This is a genomic window from Labilibaculum sp. K2S (assembly GCF_030372765.1).
In the GTDB taxonomy this organism is placed as follows: Bacteria; Bacteroidota; Bacteroidia; order Bacteroidales; family Marinifilaceae; genus Labilibaculum.
Genome location: NZ_JAUCMW010000024.1, coordinates 15790 through 33015, shown reverse-complemented (window position 1 = coordinate 33015; position 17226 = coordinate 15790). Strand labels below are relative to the sequence as shown.

Here is a 17226-nt window from a genome sequence, read left to right as displayed (position 1 = left end):
CTTTATATCGCTTTGGTTTTTTCTTTTAACCAGTTCTGATGACGCTCATCCAGTTCGGGAGACAATACATCGTAAACTTTCTGATGATAATTATTCAACCATTGTCTTTCTTCCGGAGTAAGAAGTTCAGTGATAATGCCTTTAGTTTCGAAATGGCACAATGTGATTGTTTCAAAGTTTAGGAATTCTCCAAACGGAGTTGTTTCCTCATGGCAACAAAGAATAAGATTCTCATGTCGAATTCCGTAAAATCCTTCCCGGTAAAATCCGGGTTCGTCAGAAGTTATCATGCCCGGTAATAACGCCTGATCTTTAATTTCCTGCCGGATACTTTGCGGGCCTTCATGAACATTCATAAAACATCCAACACCATGCCCGGTTCCGTGGCCGTAATTTTTGCCTTTGTTCCATAAAGCCTGACGAGCTAAAACATCCAAATTGCAACCGAGTGTTCCTTTCGGAAATTTAGCCATTGCCAATTGAATCATTCCTTTTAAAACCAAAGTGAAATCAGTTTTTTCCTCTTCGTTTAATTTGCCCATCGGAATGGTTCTGGTTATGTCAGTAGTACCATCCAAATATTGTGCGCCCGAATCAATAAGAAGTATCCCTTCTGCTTTAATTTCAACATCCGATTCGGGTGTAGTATAGTAATGAGGATGAGCTCCATGGTCTTTGTATCCCGCAATAGTTCCAAAGCTTTCGCCTTTAAAATCTTTTTGAAGAGATCTGAATTCTTTCAGTTTATCCATTACCGTAAATTCGGTAATTTTAGTTTTGCCAATATTTTCTTCGAGCCAATAGTAGAATTGAGTGAGAGCCACACCATCTTTCTTCATGGCATTTTTCATTCCTTCTATTTCTACTTCATTTTTTATACTTTTCAGCAGTTGAGAAGGGTTTTCTTTTTCAACGATATTGGCACTTATTGAGTAGAATGCATTTAAATTGGTTCGGTTTACATCAAGTAGAACACTTGCAGATCCCGGGATTTTATCCAAGTCGTTAAATATCTGACCGTAATCTGCAATATAAATCTCATCCTCGGCTAATTTCTGAATCAAATCATTGGGAATTTGATCTTCGCGCAGGTAAAGAGTCGCCGATTCGATTCCTATTATGGCATAGGCCAAGGCAAGGGGATTGTAATCTATATCATTTCCTCTGATATTGAAGAGCCATGCCACATCATCTAAACTACCCACAAAATGAAAGTTGCATTCGCATTCTTTCATTTGTTTTCTGATCTTCAGCAATTTACTATATCTGGTCTGACCAGAATAGGAAACTTCATGATCGAAAATTGGCTTGTTTGGCAACTCGGGCCGACTTTCCCAGATTTCATTAACCAGATCGAATTCTTCAACGATATTAATGCCTAAATCACCTAATTTGTTTTTTAATTCTCTGGTTTGTGCTACAGAAAAACAAGTTCCGTCAAATCCAACATTTGGATTAATAGGTAATTCACCTGACAACCATTCGTTTTGAGTAGGAGTTCCTGGAGTTCCCATTTTGAAAAGTTCAATTCCGCTTTCTTTCAGCTGGGTTTCCGCTTGTAGAAAATATCTGGAATCTGTCCATAGACCGGCTTTTTCCTGGGTGATGATAAGTGTTCCTGCCGAGCCGGTAAATCCAGATAACCATTGACGAGTTGTCCATCTGTCTGGAACGTATTCACTCATATGAGGATCTGTACTGGTAATAATATAGGCATGAATATTTTTTTCATACAATAAAGAACGCATGGCGTTTACTCTCTCGGCAACAGTCATTTTTGGGTTTCTAGTTGTTTACAGGTTAAAATTACAATATTATGAATTATATCGGGCGAAAACCAGACATATTTTTTACTGTTTGGGTTCTTTTAATAAAAAAATCCCCCTTTGTGTGGCAAAGAGGGATAATATATGACTTGATGGTTAACTATTTAAGACTCACATTGCCGTATTGGCTGTTAATGATAACTTTTCCTTTTGGTGATGCAGACTTTCCAACAACGACTTTTAGAGAAGTTTCAGAGTTATTAACAATTTTTTGAATTACCTGAGCATCTTCAGGATAGCTTATGCCGCAATATTTTGTTTCAGCGTCCAGAGAATAGTTTGCTCCTTCTTCAATCGCAATTCTGCTGGCAACATATTGATTGTCAACTTTAATTGATTCAAATTCTTTGGAAACATTTTCAATTTTACAATTTCCATAACGAAGATTCAATTCCAAATTCTTATTTACATTTTCAATTTTGAAATCGGAATACTGTCCCATTGTAACTATAAAAGTATTGGTGTTCACAATATCGAAAGCATCGTATTTACTATCAGCAAGAACGGTTTCATTGTTATCAAGATGTAACTTCGAGTAACGGCTAACCACAACCAAAGCCTTACTTGTACCAATATTCATTTTCGAATACTTAAGGGTTAATTTGGTTCTGTTGCACTCATTTATTGTCGCTTTTGCATAACTCAGATTAATAGTACTAACAGGTTTATCTTCCGGATAAAGAAAGCTTTCGCCTTGAAGGTTTCCGTAGCTTAAATTAATATTTGCTTTGGCACGTAAGGTATTGATGTAAATGTTACCAAACTTATTTGAAATATCCAGCTTGATATATGCAGGCATAAATATTTCGTAATCGATACTGAATTTATTGCCTGTTTTGAATTGATGCGACATCTCGGTTACGGCGGTTATGTCATTCCCCGTTTTATTGAGTTTTATGTCGATACTCTTAAAGAGTAATTTGGCTTTTTCTTCACTCGAGGTTTCTAATGTAATGACAACATTAATGGATACGGAATCACGATCCCAATTTTTAATGTTAACATCGCCGTATTTGTTATTGATGCTGAATTCTGTGCCTTCTGTAGCAGAGAATACTTCTTTAATCTGTTTCTCGAAGTCATCTAAAGCAAAGGCATTTGTTGTAAACGCGAGAAGTACAACAAATAAGAGTGCGGAAAATTTGAATTTTAATGTCTTCATAGTCTTTTTATTTAGAATATATTTTTTCTTGTATTTCGTGATATTGCCTTAATTATACTGCCGTATTCAGGTTGTTTCTGTTTTGCTTTTTAATCAGATATAATTGTTCGATTATGCGATTTAAAATACTTGTTTTCACCTGATAATATTCAATCATTGCCTGAATAATTCTATCGTCATCCGGATGTAATTCAAGCTCTTTTTTTAACTGTGAATATCGCTCATCCATTTCTTTTAATTCTTCACTCAGTATGCTTTGGTGCTGTTTCTTATCAAAACTACCAATTTGTTTCAATATGCCAAGCTGACTGTTGATGTTTGCAGTATAAAACGCTTCAACTTCCTTGTATTCAGGAGATATTGCTCCCAAGCCTAAATGATCGCCCTGCATATTTCGAATCTGATATCCAACCAGCCCCGAAAAGATTACAAAAGTAATTATTACAGCCACTTTTAAAAAGTTTGGGATGCTTTCGAATACATTTCTTTTCTTTTGATGGCTTAGCTTTTCAAGAAAATTTTCGAAATGACCATCCTGTGGTTCATAATCATCGAATTGATCTTTATGATCTCGTAAAATTTTTTCTAAATCTTTCATACTTACAAATTTTCATTGATTGTAGTATGTAACCTTCTTTTCATTTTTATCTTCTTCAATTTAATTAAGCCCGAAAATTGAGAGCTTTTAACCTTCATAAAAGGAAGAGAAGGGTTCATAGCATTTTTTGGTTTTCTTTTTCCGAAATTATCTGAATCAGTTTTTTCTTGGCCCGTAAAAATTGTGATCGGGAAGTGGAGGAGGTAATGTTAAGAATGCTTCCTATTTCTTCATGATCATAGCCTTCAATTAAATACAGATTCAGGATAATTCGATAGCCTGTTGGTAGCAGGTCTATTCCTTTTTTTAATATAGTAATTTGTTCTTCTGAATACTCAATGTTATAGTTATCTTCCTTTTCGGATAATTTATACAACTCATTGTCGATAGGGAATAGTTCCAGTTTTTTCTTTTTTATACAATCCAAAGAACGATTCACAACAATTCTTTTTAACCATGCACCAAAACTAACCTCTCCTTTGTATTTTTTAATGTTTCGGAATGCAGCAAGAAACGCTTCCTGCATGATATCTTCTGCTTCCACAGCATCCTTTACAATCCGTAAAGATGAGTTATACATTGCTTTGTAGTATAACTTGTAGATTTTAAATTGGGCTTTGGGGTCATTTTTTCCGCAAAGCTCAATTAGGTCTTGGTGTATGTTTTTGTACAATGAGCTCATTAATCAATTTCTATTCTAATGACGAATGCGGAAATCATGCGTTGCATGTATATTGAAATTATTCCATTAAATATAAGTAAAATGTTTAAAGAAATCAGGCTTTTGTTTATCATTATATAAAATGGAAAAACCATCAAAGTCATTTGACGGTTCATGTGTGATCCCTCTGGGGTTCGAACCCAGGACCCCATCATTAAAAGTGATGTGCTCTACCAGCTGAGCTAAGGAATCTTTTTATTCAGAATACTAAATTTACAATAAAATTTTAGAACGGGAAAAATTCATTTTAATTCAATGGTCAATCAAATTTGTTAATTAAATAGATGGGTTTGGCTATCCATAATAAGAATATGTACCTTTATGATTCACTTTGGTACTTATATCATATAAAGTTGGAGCATGATATTCATGAATAATAAAATTCTTGTATTTGTATTTTTGCTGATTTCACAGACTGTATTTGGACAAATACAACTTAAATTAACAGTGCAGATGCCCGATTGTAAGCAGGAACAGTTTCTGCTTGTGAGAGGCGATGAAGGTGGTTCATTTGTAGTAGGGCAGGCAAAAGTAGCCGACAATGGAATCCTTTCTTTTTCGTGGGAAGGTAATTACGGTTTTTACAGACTTGCCGGTGAATTGGGAAATATTGATTTTCTGATTTCAAATCCCGACTTTCATTTTTCACTGGATGGCAAACCAGTGCTTGGCGAGCTTCGTTTTCCGGATAATGATGAAAATAATCAGTTCCATTACTACCTCTCAGAATTTAACGTATTGAATCAAAGAATTGGAACTTTGAGGGAAAGGTTGGTGAATTTAAATGAGAGAGATTCTTCCTATAAAGAATTGCACACCCAATTTAAGCTGGTGCAAAAAGAAAAGAAAGTATTCCTGAAAGAATTATGGAGATCTCATATTGATTCATGGCCGGCGCGCATAGCTTTGGCTAAACAAGAGTTGGAACCGGATTTAAAAGTAAAGAATTACGATGACTATTATCAAAAGCATTTTTTTGATTATTTCGCCTTTTCAGATTCCGTATTGCAAGCTACACCTATCTATTATGAAAAAATTGGGAAATACTTAAAAGTCAATTACATTGAAGATTTGATAAAAGCGGAAAATTATACGAAGATAAATGATTTGATAAGTAAACTGTTTTGGCTAACAGAACTGGAGCCAAGCTCACAAAAATATCTGGCAAATTATTTAATGAACAGATACCCGGAACAAAAGTTTCCGGAAATATATCATTTGATTGTTGATTCATATAAGGTTTTGAATACCTGCGAATATGTAATGGGCAATAAAATCATACAAAACCGAGTGCGAAATTCGCATGCTAACAAAGCTGGTTGGTTGGTTCCCGATGTAGAATTAAATCATTCGCCTGATGGAAAAATACAATCATTATCTGATGTTAACAGTGATTTAACTCTGCTGATAATTTGGTCGGGGAGTTGTGTGCATAGCAGAGAAATGCTGGAGCGAATTAAGGATTTGTATCCCGAATATCATGAGTTGGGGTTGGAGGTTGTAGCTGTATCCTTAGATAGTAATCTTGGCTTTTGGAACGAAATTGTTTCGCAAAACTATTACCCTTGGGTAAATGCCTGCGATACCGATGGATTAAATGGTACAACTGCAAATCTGCTTAATATTTACGTTACACCCAGCATGTTTCTAATCGATTCATCTCTAAAAACAGTTGCTGTACCTCAAACCTTCTTTCAATTGGAAAAAGCATTGGGCGATTTTTTTAAGTAAGTTTATTGTCAATCATAAGTATCTTCAATCAATAGTAAACTTTTCAGGTTATGGATTTCGTTGATTTTTAATTCAAATTTTATTCTGTCCCTTCTGATTTGGATTTGTTTATTTTCTTTATTTTACTTGGCGGATAACCATATTGAGAGCTAAATTGTTTCGAGAAATATTTTACATCAGTATAACCTATTTTATTGGCAACTTCGGAAACCGAAAATCCTTTTTCTAAAAACTGCATGGCAATTTTAAGTTTAATTTCCCTAATAAATTCCAAGGGACTTAGCCCTGTTAAACCTTTAATTTTATTGTAAAATACAGTTCGGCTTACACAACAAAAGCCAGAGAGACTGTCAACACTTAATTCTGTTGAATAATTTGTCTCGATGTATGTAACTAATTGTTTCAAAAATTCTTCATCTTTTGAGTTAACCTTTAGTGTTTTTGGATCAATAGTTTTATTATCCCGGTATTTTGAAATAACTAATTTTCTTTGAGTAATCAATGTTTTTAGAACAGCCTTTAAGTAAGCCATTTGAAGTGGCTTTGTGATGTAGGCTTCTGCTCCCGTTTCAAAACCTGTAATTTTGTCTTGTATATCCACTTTTGCGGTCATCATAACAATTGGTATGTGACAAGTAGTAAAATTTTCTTTTAACAGACGCGTCATTTCAATGCCATCCATTTCCGGCATCATGATATCCGTAATAATAACATCAGGATTATGAATTTGTGCCAATCGAAGCCCTTCTTTTCCGTTATTAGCAACAATGCATGAATACAATGAAGACAGCGAATCTTTAGTGTATGCCGAAATTTCTTCATTGTCTTCAACAATAAGTATTACCTGATCATTAGTATTATCAGCAATAGTTTCTGCGACATTATTATCTTCTATTTCTATATAATGATAGATTGGTTGCTGTGATTCATCATTTATTACCTGAATGTTAGGTGACTGCATTAACTTTTCTTTATTCAGAGGCATTGAAAAACAAAAAACACTGCCTTTTCCTACCGTAGATGACAGTTCAATACTTCCTTTATGAAGAATAGCTAATTCGTGTGCCAATGACAATCCTATTCCTGTTCCTGCAAAATCGTGGTTGCTGAGAATTGTGTATCGATTAAATATTTCGGAGATGTTTTTTTCCGAAATTCCAGGGCCTTCATCAGTAACAAAAACTTCGGCTTTATTTTTCGATGAATTAATTTTTACAGTAACAATAACTTTTTTCCCTTTTGGTGTAAATTTGATTGCATTCGAAATTAGATTGTAAATTATTGAATCTAATTTTGACCGGTCTCCCCAAATGTTGATTGGTGAGCCTGAATTTTGAAATGAATAAAAAATTTGTTTGTGATTTGCCAGGGGGATGAAACTTTCAAAAATATCTTTTGTGAATTCATTCAGATCTACTTCCTGAATTTTTAGTTGCATTTTATTGTTCTGAACTTTCCTGAAGTCTAGTAATTGATTTACAAGTTGCAACATCCGTTTTGCATTTTTACGAATAATCCGTAGCTTTTTTGTTGGTGCGGCATCTAAATTGTCTTGTTGCAGCAGGTCTTCAATAGGCCCAAGGATTAGGGTAAGAGGAGTTCGTATTTCGTGCGAAATATTTGTGAAAAACCTAAGTTTTAGTTCATTAATTGTTTTTTCAATGGTTAAATCATTGCGAAACTTATTCATTCGTTTAATTATATATCTACTGAAAATGATTAAACCGATAGAGAATAACAAATAAGCAAAAAATGCGAGTTTGGTTTGCCACCAAGCCGGTGAAATGGTTATTCTTAGTACACGTTCATTTTCATTCCAGGAACCGGTTCGGGTTGTGCTTTTCACCTTAAATTTATATTCTCCGGGAGCAAGGTTTGTATAAGTTGCTTTGGTTTGATTGCCAACATAATTCCAATCATTATCAAAATTCTCCAGCAAATAGGCGTATTGATTTTTTTTAGGATCGGATAGGTTAAGGGCCGAATATTCAATACTGAAACTTGATTGACTGCTGAGTAATGTTATATCATTCGTATATGAAATATTCTTTTTTAAAGGAGATTTTGGTGCACCAACAATTACATCTTTATTAAATAGTTGAAAATTAGTAAGTTCAATAAAATTGGTCTGTTGGGAGTGCTTTATTAACTCGGGCTGAACAACTTCGATTCCGTTTGAACCGCCAAATAGAATTCTTCCATCGGCTAATGTATAACAAGTGTTTTCTGCGAAATTATTGAAAGCCAATCCGTTCGATTCATTATAGATTTGAGCGCTTTTTTTCAATTCGTCGTAACGGCTTAAGCCGTTTTCAGAACTAAACCACAAATGGTTTGAATTGTCTTCCATGATCCCAAATATCACATCATTTGAAAGTCCTGATTCGGATGTTATGGATGAAAATTGAATCGTATCAACAATGGGTAAGCTTAGTTTATTAACACCTCCACCAAAAGTGCCAAACCAGACCTGCTTTTTAGAATCTTCAAAAACCTCAACTACATCATTGTAATTAATGCTGTTTGGCTTCTCTGCTGAATAATAAAAGTTTTGAAATATGATATTGTTTTGTTCCAGGTCATTGGCTTTTACCAGATTCAAACCAAAAGAGGTGGCGACCCAAAGGTTGGAATCAGAATCACTGTAGATACATCTTACCAAATCGCTAGATAATTGACTGTTACTTGTTGAATAGGATTGGAAAACTAATGGCTCGGAGTGATCGGTGCTGGTTTTGCAGATTCCATTTCCGAATGTACCAATCCATATATTTCCCATTTGATCCTGAGAAATCGAATAAATGTTATTGCCTGCTAATGAGGTAGAATCCTTTGGATTATTTAGATATGAATTGAACTTGATTTTAGTATACTCTGCCGGATTATTTGGAATTGGGTTTTGGCTTATTAATAAACCTTTTCCTTTAGTTCCCAGCCACAAGTAATTCTGGTGATCAATAAAAATGCTGTATATATTATCTTTATAAGGATCATTTTTTGCAGGGTGAAAAGATTGAATTGAGCCCATTTTTTTTAGGTCGGGTGAGTAGATATGTAAATCACCGGCTTTAGTGCCAAACCAAATATAGCCGTTTTTATCCTGACAAATTGAACGGACTACATTATCGGTTATTTGATTAAATTCAAGAATAGGCAGAATGTGTGTAAAAGCAGGATCCCGTTTAATGATTTTTTCAAGCCCTCCTTTGTATTGACCTGTTCCAAGCCACATTTGTCCGGATAAATCCTCTGTTATGCAGTGTACAATACTCGACGAGATGGAATTGGGATTTGAAGGGTTGTTTTGATAGTGAATAAACTGGTCTTTTTCACTATTATAATACGTTAATGCTCCTCCATGCAGTCCAATCCATAAGTTTGAATCCAGATCTTCATAAAATACATGTCGTTCCAAATCTGTTATAACTCTCTGGTTTTGAGTTGTTAGTTCGTAATATTTCGACTTTAGTGTACTTAGTTCAATTTTGGTAATTCCAAATTCTGTTGCTGTTATCCATGCATTGTCTTTTTTATCAAAATAAACATTCAAAACTTTATCGCCATGAATTTTTAGTTTGGTCCATTTATTAGAATCAGGGTTAAAGGCTAACACACCTTTATTTACGAAAGTTGCTAAGATTATTCCATCTTTTGATTGATATAGATTGGAAATTTGATTTGACTCAAAGCCGGCGGTGTTGGACATGTCCAGAAATCTGAACGATGATTCATTTTTGTTGTATTTGATTATGCCGTGATTATCGGTACCAAGCCAAATTTCATTATATAGTTCGATAGCCGAATTAAAGGAGTAATTGATAAAAAGATGTTGGAAATTAAATATTCCGGCATTAAGATCCTTTTTTGTAAGAAGATTAACCCCTTTTTTTGTACCCACCCAAACTGAAGAATCCTTACCCGAAACAATAAAGCGAACTTCTTTGTTTGTAATGCTGTATCTCCCTTTATCGCTGTGTTTTGATTGAGTGTAATTATTTAATTTAGAATTGTATTTTAAATATAGAACACCTCCATTTGTGGTACCAACCCAAATATCTTCAGGCGAGTACTGCAAAAAGCAAGTTGCTATAGATTTTTTAGTGCTTTTAATTTCATCGTATTCGGGTAAGGTTTTAAATAATTCTAATTCAGGGTTCAGGTAATGATAATACCCATCATAGGTTTTCATCCATATAAAACCTTGGCAATCTTCCCATAGATTTATAACTCTATTGTTCGTAAAAACATTACTATCCCCTTTCTTGCTCTTGTAAATTTTAAACCGATAACCATCATAACGATTTAAACCATTCATTGTTCCAATCCATAAAAATCCTTTTCGGTCACATAGTAAACTGGATATTGTATTTTGAGAAAGTCCATTTTCTGAATTAAAATGTTCAAATCTATAGATGTCTTGAGATAAAGTACAAAGACTTTGCAAAAGAGAGAGGATTATAATTATCAGTATTCTTAGTTGATGCATATGCTATTTCTTGTTCATACAAATATAATAATTTAATGAGTTTTTTTACATTTTTTAAGATTTAAGCAATAATTGAGAATTTGTAATTGTCTGAAAATGAATGTGTAGATAATTTGTACCCGTGGCAGTCTGATGATTTGACACCGTATTTTAGATAAAATGTAATCTATAAGTTTAAATAAAAGAACATATTTTGCAAACGTTGTAAATGCCGAAAAACTAGTTGCTCTGATAGAGAGGAAAAAGTTGATTATTACAGGTCATTTATAAATTGTATTTGAAATTAGTAAGTCTTAAATTAATAAGTATGAAATTATTTTGTGTTTTTCTTCTTTTCGTTTCTCAATTAACTTTTGGGCAGAATAGTGTTGTGGATTTAAAAGATGCAGGTGCGGATAGTAACGGTTTAGTTAACTGCTCACCTATTATTGATAGAATTGTTGCAGAATTGAGTGAACAAGGAGGTGGAGAGATTTATATTCCATCAGGAGTTTATTTAAGTGGACCAATAGAATTAAAAAGTAATATAACCCTTAATATAGGATCGGGTGCTGTTCTTAAATTTTCAGATGATTTTGATGCGTACCTTCCAATGATTGATTCAAGATGGGAAGGAGTTCGGGTGAGGAATTTTAAATCCTGTATTTATTCTCATAATGCAAATAATGTTACAATTAAGGGACGGGGCTTGATAGATGGCAATGGTAAGAAATGGTGGGATTTATGGTCACGCATAAGAGAAGGAGAGAAAACCAATACCAAATGGGAAGCTGTTTTTCAAAAGGAAAATAGTGAAATGCTTAAAATAAATAAATATCTGCAAGGTATGGGGAGTTTTTTGCGACCACCTTTATTTATGCCATATAATTGTACCAATGTAAGGGTAGAAGGGGTAACATTTACAAATCCACCCTTTTGGACCTTGATGCCTGTTTTTTCAGAAAATGTTACTATTGATGGAATTACAATATTGAATCCAGGAGACTCACCTAATACAGATGGAATTGATCCCTCATCATGCCGAAATGTAAGAATCAGTAACAGCCACATTAGTGTAGGTGATGACTGCATCGTAATTAAATCTGGCCGTGATGCTGATGGCCGTGATGCAAACAGACCAACAGAAAATATTACAATTTCAAATTGTACCATGCTTAATGGGCATGGAGGTGTTGTAATTGGCAGCGAAATGTCTGGTAGTGTTCGTAGGGTTGCCATTTCAAATTGTGTGTTTGAGGGTACCGACAGAGGTATCCGTATTAAAACCATGAGAGGAAGAGGCGGTGTTGTTGAAGATGTTCGGGTTTCAAATGTTATTATGCACAACATGTTAAGAGAAGGTGTGATGATTAATATGCATTATCATGAAACACCGGAGGAACCAGTTTCGGACCGAACTCCGGCTATTCGAAATGTGTATCTTTCAAATATTAGAATGACTAATGCTAATAAAGGCATTGCGATTTATGGATTGAAAGAACGTTTGGCTGAGCAAATAAGCTTTAACGATATTCAGATAGATGCGAAAACAGGTATCACAGGTGATTACGCTTCTAATATTGACATGAAAAATATTCGTCTTTCTGTGAGTAATGGAAATGCAATAGAATTTAATCATTCGGAGAAAATCCAGATCAGCGATCTAACCGTTTATAATTTGTCTGCCGATGCATCGGTGATAAAGTTGGATAATTGTTCTGATATATTGGTTAATAACTGTTTTCAGCCAACAGAATTGCCTGTTTTTATTGAAGGCAATCAGTCAGTAACAAATCTATTTGTAATTAATAATATTCTTTCGGGCGTAGATTTATTGGTTGAAGGTGATGTACCGTTTTTGACAGAAAAAGGGAATATCATTAAGAATGATATGAAAAAGAATACACAAACTGCGGTGAAAAAATAAAACACTTATGAAAAACATTTCATTTATAATCATCTTATTAGTTTTTACTAGTTGCAAGTCTAAGTCATCTGCAACAGGAAATAATCAAAAGGAAGAGGTGCAAAAATGGTCAGTAAAAATGGCCGATGAGGTGATGAAACAATCGGATAGTCTTATTCATTATTTAAATCCTAAAACTATAAAATGGCAATACGATATTGCTTTTTTAGGACAGGCGATCGATCATTTAGGAGATATTGATTCAAAATATTCTCGTTATATGGAAGATTATGTGAATTATTTTGTACAGGAAGATGGCAGTGTAAAAGGCTATAAGATAGAGGAGTATAATATTGATCGAATAAATCCAGCTAAGAATATTATTACTCTTTACAAAAGAACTGGCGAAGAAAAGTACCGCAAAGCACTTTACTCATTCGTAGAGCAAATGCAAAATCATCCAAAAACTAAAAGTGGAGGTTTCTGGCATAAGAAAGTATATCCGAATCAAATGTGGTTGGATGGTATATATATGGCAAGCCCATTTTTAGCTCAATATGCAAAGGAATTCAATACTCCGGAACTATTTGATGAGGTATGCTTACAGATTGAATTAATCTATGAAAAAACTTTAGATGAAAAGACTGGTTTGTTATATCACGCTTACGACGAAAGTCGTGAACAGCGATGGAGTAATAAAGTAACGGGTTGTGCACCTAATTTTTGGAGCAGATCTATGGGGTGGTATGTTATGGCTATTGTTGATGTTTTAGATTATTTGCCTGAAAACCACAAGGATCGGGATGATCTTATTGCTCTTCTTCAAAATAGTTGCGAGGCTTTGCTAAAGGTACGCGATAAAGATAGTGGTTTATGGTATCAGGTTCTTGATCAGGGTAACCGGGAAGGAAATTATCTGGAAGGTTCTGGTTCTGCAATGTTCTGCTATGCATTTGCCAAAGGGGCATCCAAAGGATATCTTGATAAAGGATACAAGGATATGGCCAATTCTGTATTCGATTCTATTATTAAAAATCTTATTAGTACGGATGAAAACGGAAGGATAAAGATGAAGGATATTTGTGGAGGTTGTGGTTTGGGTGGCAATCCATACAGAGATGGTTCTTTTGAATATTATATTAGTGAGAAGAGGGTTGTAAATGATCCTAAAGGAATTGCACCTTTTATTTTGGCTGCAATTGAACTGAATAAATAGCTGTGATTTTCACTTGTCTATGTCAATATTTAGACTGAGAAACAAGTGTATGTGCATTGTGGAAAAAAACGAACCTTAACTTGTTCGTTAGACCGTTGGCGCAAACGTTAGAAGTTGGCACGAAGAGAGCAGCAGGCAACCTGCAAAGATGTTCTGATGTTTATTAAACTTAATTTGAGTGGGAATTGATGGCCGGAAATGGTGTTAATATGAAATTTCTAATCTTAATCAAATATATTAAAGTGTATTCTAATTTTTTACTAAACTTATCTAAATGAAGAAAAATCTGAATAAAATTAGCAAACTTTTTATGCTGGGCTTTTTTGTACTGCTATTCTGCAGTCTTGATAGCTATGGACAAAAAGTAACAGGAAAGGTTACTGATGGAACAAATTTTCCATTGCCAGGAGTAACTGTTACGGTAAAAGGCAACCAAAGCCTTGGTACAATTACGGGTATTGATGGAATTTATTCAATAGAACTACCAAATGCTCAATCAGATGTACTTGTAGTTTCATTTATCGGAATGGAGACACAGGAAATTCCAGTATCTGGAAGATCTGAGATTAATGTAGTGATGCAGGAAGCATTTACACAATTGGAAGAAATTGTGGCTATTGGTTATGGGGTTGTTAAAAAGAAAGACCTTACCGGTGCTGTGGCTTCGGTTAAAGGTGAAGATTTAGCAGCTATTTCTGTACCTGATGTTTCGCAGGCATTACAAGGCCGTTTATTGGGTGTAAACGTTGTAAGTCAGGATGGACGTCCTGGAGCTGAGGTATCTATCAAAATTCGTGGAGGTGGATCTATCACTCAGTCTAATAATCCTTTATTTGTTGTTGATGGTTTTCCAGTAAGTTCTATTTCTGAAATTCCTGCAGATCAAATTGAATCAATTGATGTGTTAAAGGATGCATCTTCAACAGCAATTTATGGTGCCCGTGGAGCAAATGGTGTTATTCTCGTTACCACAAAAAAAGGTAAAGCAGGAAAGCTTCAAGTTACCTATAGTGGGTATACACAGGTTAAAAGTGTAGCAAAATCACTGGAAACTTTATCTGCGCAGGAATATGTGAATCATACATGGGCTTATGCTACTGCTTACGGCGCTAGTAATGGAAGTGGAATAGCTGAATATTTCGGATTAGGAAGTGCCAATGGTAATCATTATGCTGATTATGCCAATGTAAAGGCCCATAACTACACTGATGATGCCTTACGTACTGCATTTACTCAAAGTCATACTATTAGTTTGTCTGGTGGAACTGAAAAAACAAAAGTATTTGCTTCTGTTGGGTATTTAAATGATGAAGGTATCAAGATTAATTCAGGTTATGAGCGTTCAAATGCTTCTTTCAAAATTGATCAGGAATTAGCTGAAAATTTAAAAGTAGATTTTGATCTTCGTTATTCAGAATCAGAGTTAAGTGGAAAAGAAGGTAATACTAATGGTAGAGGGTCTCTTATCTCTTCAGCTTACTGGTTTCGTCCAATTGACAATCCATTAGGTGGTGTTGATTATACCGATGTTTCTTCCAGTTTTGGTAATGGCGATGCAAACATTGATGAAAGTAGTAATCCTATTGGGTTAATTAATGATATTACAAATATTACAAAATCACAAAACTTACGTGGATTTGCTGGATTAACATGGGAGATCATAAAGGGATTGAAGGCTCGCAGTGAGGTTGGATTTACCAGAGTTAATGACGAAAGTAATTACTACGAAGATGGATTGACCAATGGATATAAAACTGCAACCATTAAAAGAAAAGGCGCGGAAAGTTTTCGTTCAGTTACAACTCTGAATTATGAATTTAATTTAGGAGAATCAAATAAATTATCATTTTTGTTAGGTAATGAAATTTTGAAATCGAAATCTACTACTCTAGAAGTTAAAGGTAAGGGATATCCTGAAAATTTTGATTATAAGACAACAACTGGTTTAATTCAAACAGGAGAAACTTTAACTCCATTAAACACAGTTGGAACTCCTTCGCATTCATTGTCTTTCTTTGGTCGTGCAAACTACTCATTAAAAGATAGATATCTTTTTACAGCTACAGTTCGTGCTGACGGTTCATCTAAATTTGCTTCAAACAATCGATGGGGATATTTCCCGGCAGTAGCTGCAGCATGGCGTATCTCAGATGAGCCTATGTTGGAAAGTACAAGAGATTGGTTAGATAACCTTAAATTAAGAGTGTCTTATGGTGCTTCAGGTAGTGATAATATCAGCTCTTCATTATGGAAGGAAACATGGCAAAGTGGAAGCAGCAGTGATATTCATTATCCTATTAACGGTAGTATTGGATCGTATTACAAACCATCAGGTCTTTATCCAAATCCTGACTTAAAATGGGAAACAACTGTTTCCAGAAATGTAGGTATTGACTATGGAATGTTCAACAACCGGATTTATGGGGTTGCTGAAGTTTATTGGAACACAACCAAAGATTTATTAATGGCTGTTCCAGTTGACAATACAACAGGATATTCTTACCAGTACCAAAATTTTGGGCAGACCTCAAATAAAGGGGTTGAGCTTTCTGTTGGAGTCGACATTATTCGTTCTGACGATTGGGATTTTGGAGTAAATCTTATTTACAACTACAACAAAAACAATATTGATAATCTTAAAAACACTGATCAGTATCAATATGCTTCTAATTGGGCTTCTTCAGCTACTAAACCTGCGTATGATTATGCACTTGTTGAAGGCAAATCAGTAGGAGTAATTCGTGGTTATGTAAGTGAAGGATTCTATAAGGTTGATGATTTTAACTATGCAAATGGTATTTATACACTAAAAGACGGAATTGCTGATTTTGATACAGGTTTTACAGGAAGTTATCCAAATCCGTTTAATGTTGCCGATGGTCAGAATGCTTTCCCAGGTGCTGTTAAATTGAAAGATGTAGATAAAAGTGGAACTGTTGATGCTGAGGATTATACAGAATTGGGAGAAGCGACACCAAAACATACTGGGTCAATTAACTTAAATTTGAGATACAAAAACTTTGATTTAGGTGCTAATATGAACTGGGTTTTGGGAGGAAAAATTTACAATGCTGCAGCTTTGGTAAGTAGTTATGGAAATAAAGATGTTAGTATTGGTGCTAACCGTTTAGCCTTTGTAAAAGACGCTTATAAAGTTTATGACGTTAATTCTTCAGGAGATTTGGTATCGGTTACCGATCCTGCAGCATTAAAAGCATTAAATGCAAATGCTAAATATGCTCTACCTTACAATGAGAATGGTGTTACCTATTCTACATTTGTTGAAGATGCATCTTATTTGCGTTTACAAACAGTAACATTGGGATATAATGTTCCAAAGTTGGCCTCTCAAAAAATAGGAATTGAAAGAATCCGTGTATACTTCACAGCTAATAATTTATTTACAATAACAGGTTATTCAGGAGTAGATCCAGAGGTGAATACAACTCCAAAGAGTGCAGGTAGCGCTTTTAGTAGTTTGAAAATATTCCCAACAACAAATATGGACTGGGGTGCATATCCTCGTGCAAAAACTTTCACTTTAGGAGTAAATGTTACTTTCTAATATGAGGAATATTATTGTTAATTTGATAATTAAATT

The 17226-nt window shown here is 34.6% G+C and carries 9 protein-coding genes and 1 tRNA gene; 4 read left to right on the top strand and 6 right to left on the bottom strand.

Translation table 11 applies throughout. The features are described 5' to 3' along the window. Positions 1–2: 2 nt before the first annotated feature. The 5 genes from QUH73_RS18400 to QUH73_RS18380 all read right to left on the bottom strand — a co-directional run bounded on the left by QUH73_RS18400 (position 3) and on the right by QUH73_RS18380 (position 4499). Positions 3–1775 (bottom strand): aminopeptidase P family protein, encoded by a 1773-nt coding sequence (locus QUH73_RS18400; protein WP_289531904.1) that lies wholly within the window; start codon positions 1773–1775, stop codon positions 3–5. A 151-nt stretch (positions 1776–1926) separates the two neighbouring features. Further along, the gene (locus tag QUH73_RS18395; protein ID WP_289531903.1) at positions 1927–2988 is read right to left on the bottom strand and encodes a hypothetical protein; all 1062 of its coding nucleotides are present in this window, start codon (positions 2986–2988) and stop codon (positions 1927–1929) included. 52 nt (positions 2989–3040) lie between these two features. Further along, complete coding sequence (locus tag QUH73_RS18390) at positions 3041–3586, bottom strand: hypothetical protein (RefSeq protein WP_289531902.1); 546 nt, start codon at positions 3584–3586, stop codon at positions 3041–3043. Positions 3587–3701: 115 nt separating this feature from the next. Further along, positions 3702–4268 (bottom strand): RNA polymerase sigma factor, encoded by a 567-nt coding sequence (locus QUH73_RS18385; protein ID WP_289531901.1) that lies wholly within the window; start codon positions 4266–4268, stop codon positions 3702–3704. Between the two features lie 158 nt (positions 4269–4426). Next, a tRNA-Lys gene (locus tag QUH73_RS18380) sits at positions 4427–4499 on the bottom strand. A gap of 261 nt (positions 4500–4760) precedes the next feature. Between QUH73_RS18380 and QUH73_RS18375 the strand changes: the two genes are divergently transcribed. Next, on the top strand, positions 4761–6038 hold the full coding sequence (locus QUH73_RS18375) for a peroxiredoxin family protein (protein WP_289531900.1): 1278 nt from the start codon (positions 4761–4763) through the stop codon (positions 6036–6038). A 79-nt stretch (positions 6039–6117) separates the two neighbouring features. Here the strand turns inward: QUH73_RS18375 and QUH73_RS18370 are convergent, their stop codons facing one another. Continuing rightward, complete coding sequence (locus QUH73_RS18370) at positions 6118–10524, bottom strand: hybrid sensor histidine kinase/response regulator transcription factor (RefSeq protein ID WP_289531899.1); 4407 nt, start codon at positions 10522–10524, stop codon at positions 6118–6120. Positions 10525–10831: 307 nt separating this feature from the next. Here QUH73_RS18370 and QUH73_RS18365 point away from each other — a divergent pair, with 307 nt between their 5' ends. The 3 genes from QUH73_RS18365 to QUH73_RS18355 all read left to right on the top strand — a co-directional run bounded on the left by QUH73_RS18365 (position 10832) and on the right by QUH73_RS18355 (position 17190). Next, the gene (locus QUH73_RS18365; RefSeq protein ID WP_289531898.1) at positions 10832–12430 is read left to right on the top strand and encodes a glycoside hydrolase family 28 protein; all 1599 of its coding nucleotides are present in this window, start codon (positions 10832–10834) and stop codon (positions 12428–12430) included. Positions 12431–12437: 7 nt separating this feature from the next. Further along, entirely contained in the window at positions 12438–13625 is a 1188-nt protein-coding gene (locus QUH73_RS18360; RefSeq protein WP_289531897.1) for a glycoside hydrolase family 88/105 protein, read from the top strand. A 274-nt stretch (positions 13626–13899) separates the two neighbouring features. After that, positions 13900–17190 carry a SusC/RagA family TonB-linked outer membrane protein gene (locus tag QUH73_RS18355; protein ID WP_289531896.1) on the top strand — a complete coding sequence of 1097 codons (3291 nt, stop codon included), beginning with the start codon at positions 13900–13902 and terminating at the stop codon, positions 17188–17190. The last annotated feature ends 36 nt before the right edge of the window (positions 17191–17226 follow it).

What these genes read in the sequence shown, in the direction of transcription:
- QUH73_RS18355 (WP_289531896.1), top strand. Translation starts at nt 13,900, where the DNA reads ATGAAGAAAAATCTGAATAAAATTAGCAAACTTTTTATGCTGGGCTTT.
- QUH73_RS18385 (WP_289531901.1), bottom strand. Translation starts at nt 4,268, where the DNA reads ATGAGCTCATTGTACAAAAACATACACCAAGACCTAATTGAGCTTTGC.
- QUH73_RS18370 (WP_289531899.1), bottom strand. Translation starts at nt 10,524, where the DNA reads ATGCATCAACTAAGAATACTGATAATTATAATCCTCTCTCTTTTGCAA.
- QUH73_RS18395 (WP_289531903.1), bottom strand. Translation starts at nt 2,988, where the DNA reads ATGAAGACATTAAAATTCAAATTTTCCGCACTCTTATTTGTTGTACTT.
- QUH73_RS18390 (WP_289531902.1), bottom strand. Translation starts at nt 3,586, where the DNA reads ATGAAAGATTTAGAAAAAATTTTACGAGATCATAAAGATCAATTCGAT.
- QUH73_RS18400 (WP_289531904.1), bottom strand. Translation starts at nt 1,775, where the DNA reads ATGACTGTTGCCGAGAGAGTAAACGCCATGCGTTCTTTATTGTATGAA.
- QUH73_RS18360 (WP_289531897.1), top strand. Translation starts at nt 12,438, where the DNA reads ATGAAAAACATTTCATTTATAATCATCTTATTAGTTTTTACTAGTTGC.
- QUH73_RS18365 (WP_289531898.1), top strand. Translation starts at nt 10,832, where the DNA reads ATGAAATTATTTTGTGTTTTTCTTCTTTTCGTTTCTCAATTAACTTTT.
- QUH73_RS18375 (WP_289531900.1), top strand. Translation starts at nt 4,761, where the DNA reads ATGCCCGATTGTAAGCAGGAACAGTTTCTGCTTGTGAGAGGCGATGAA.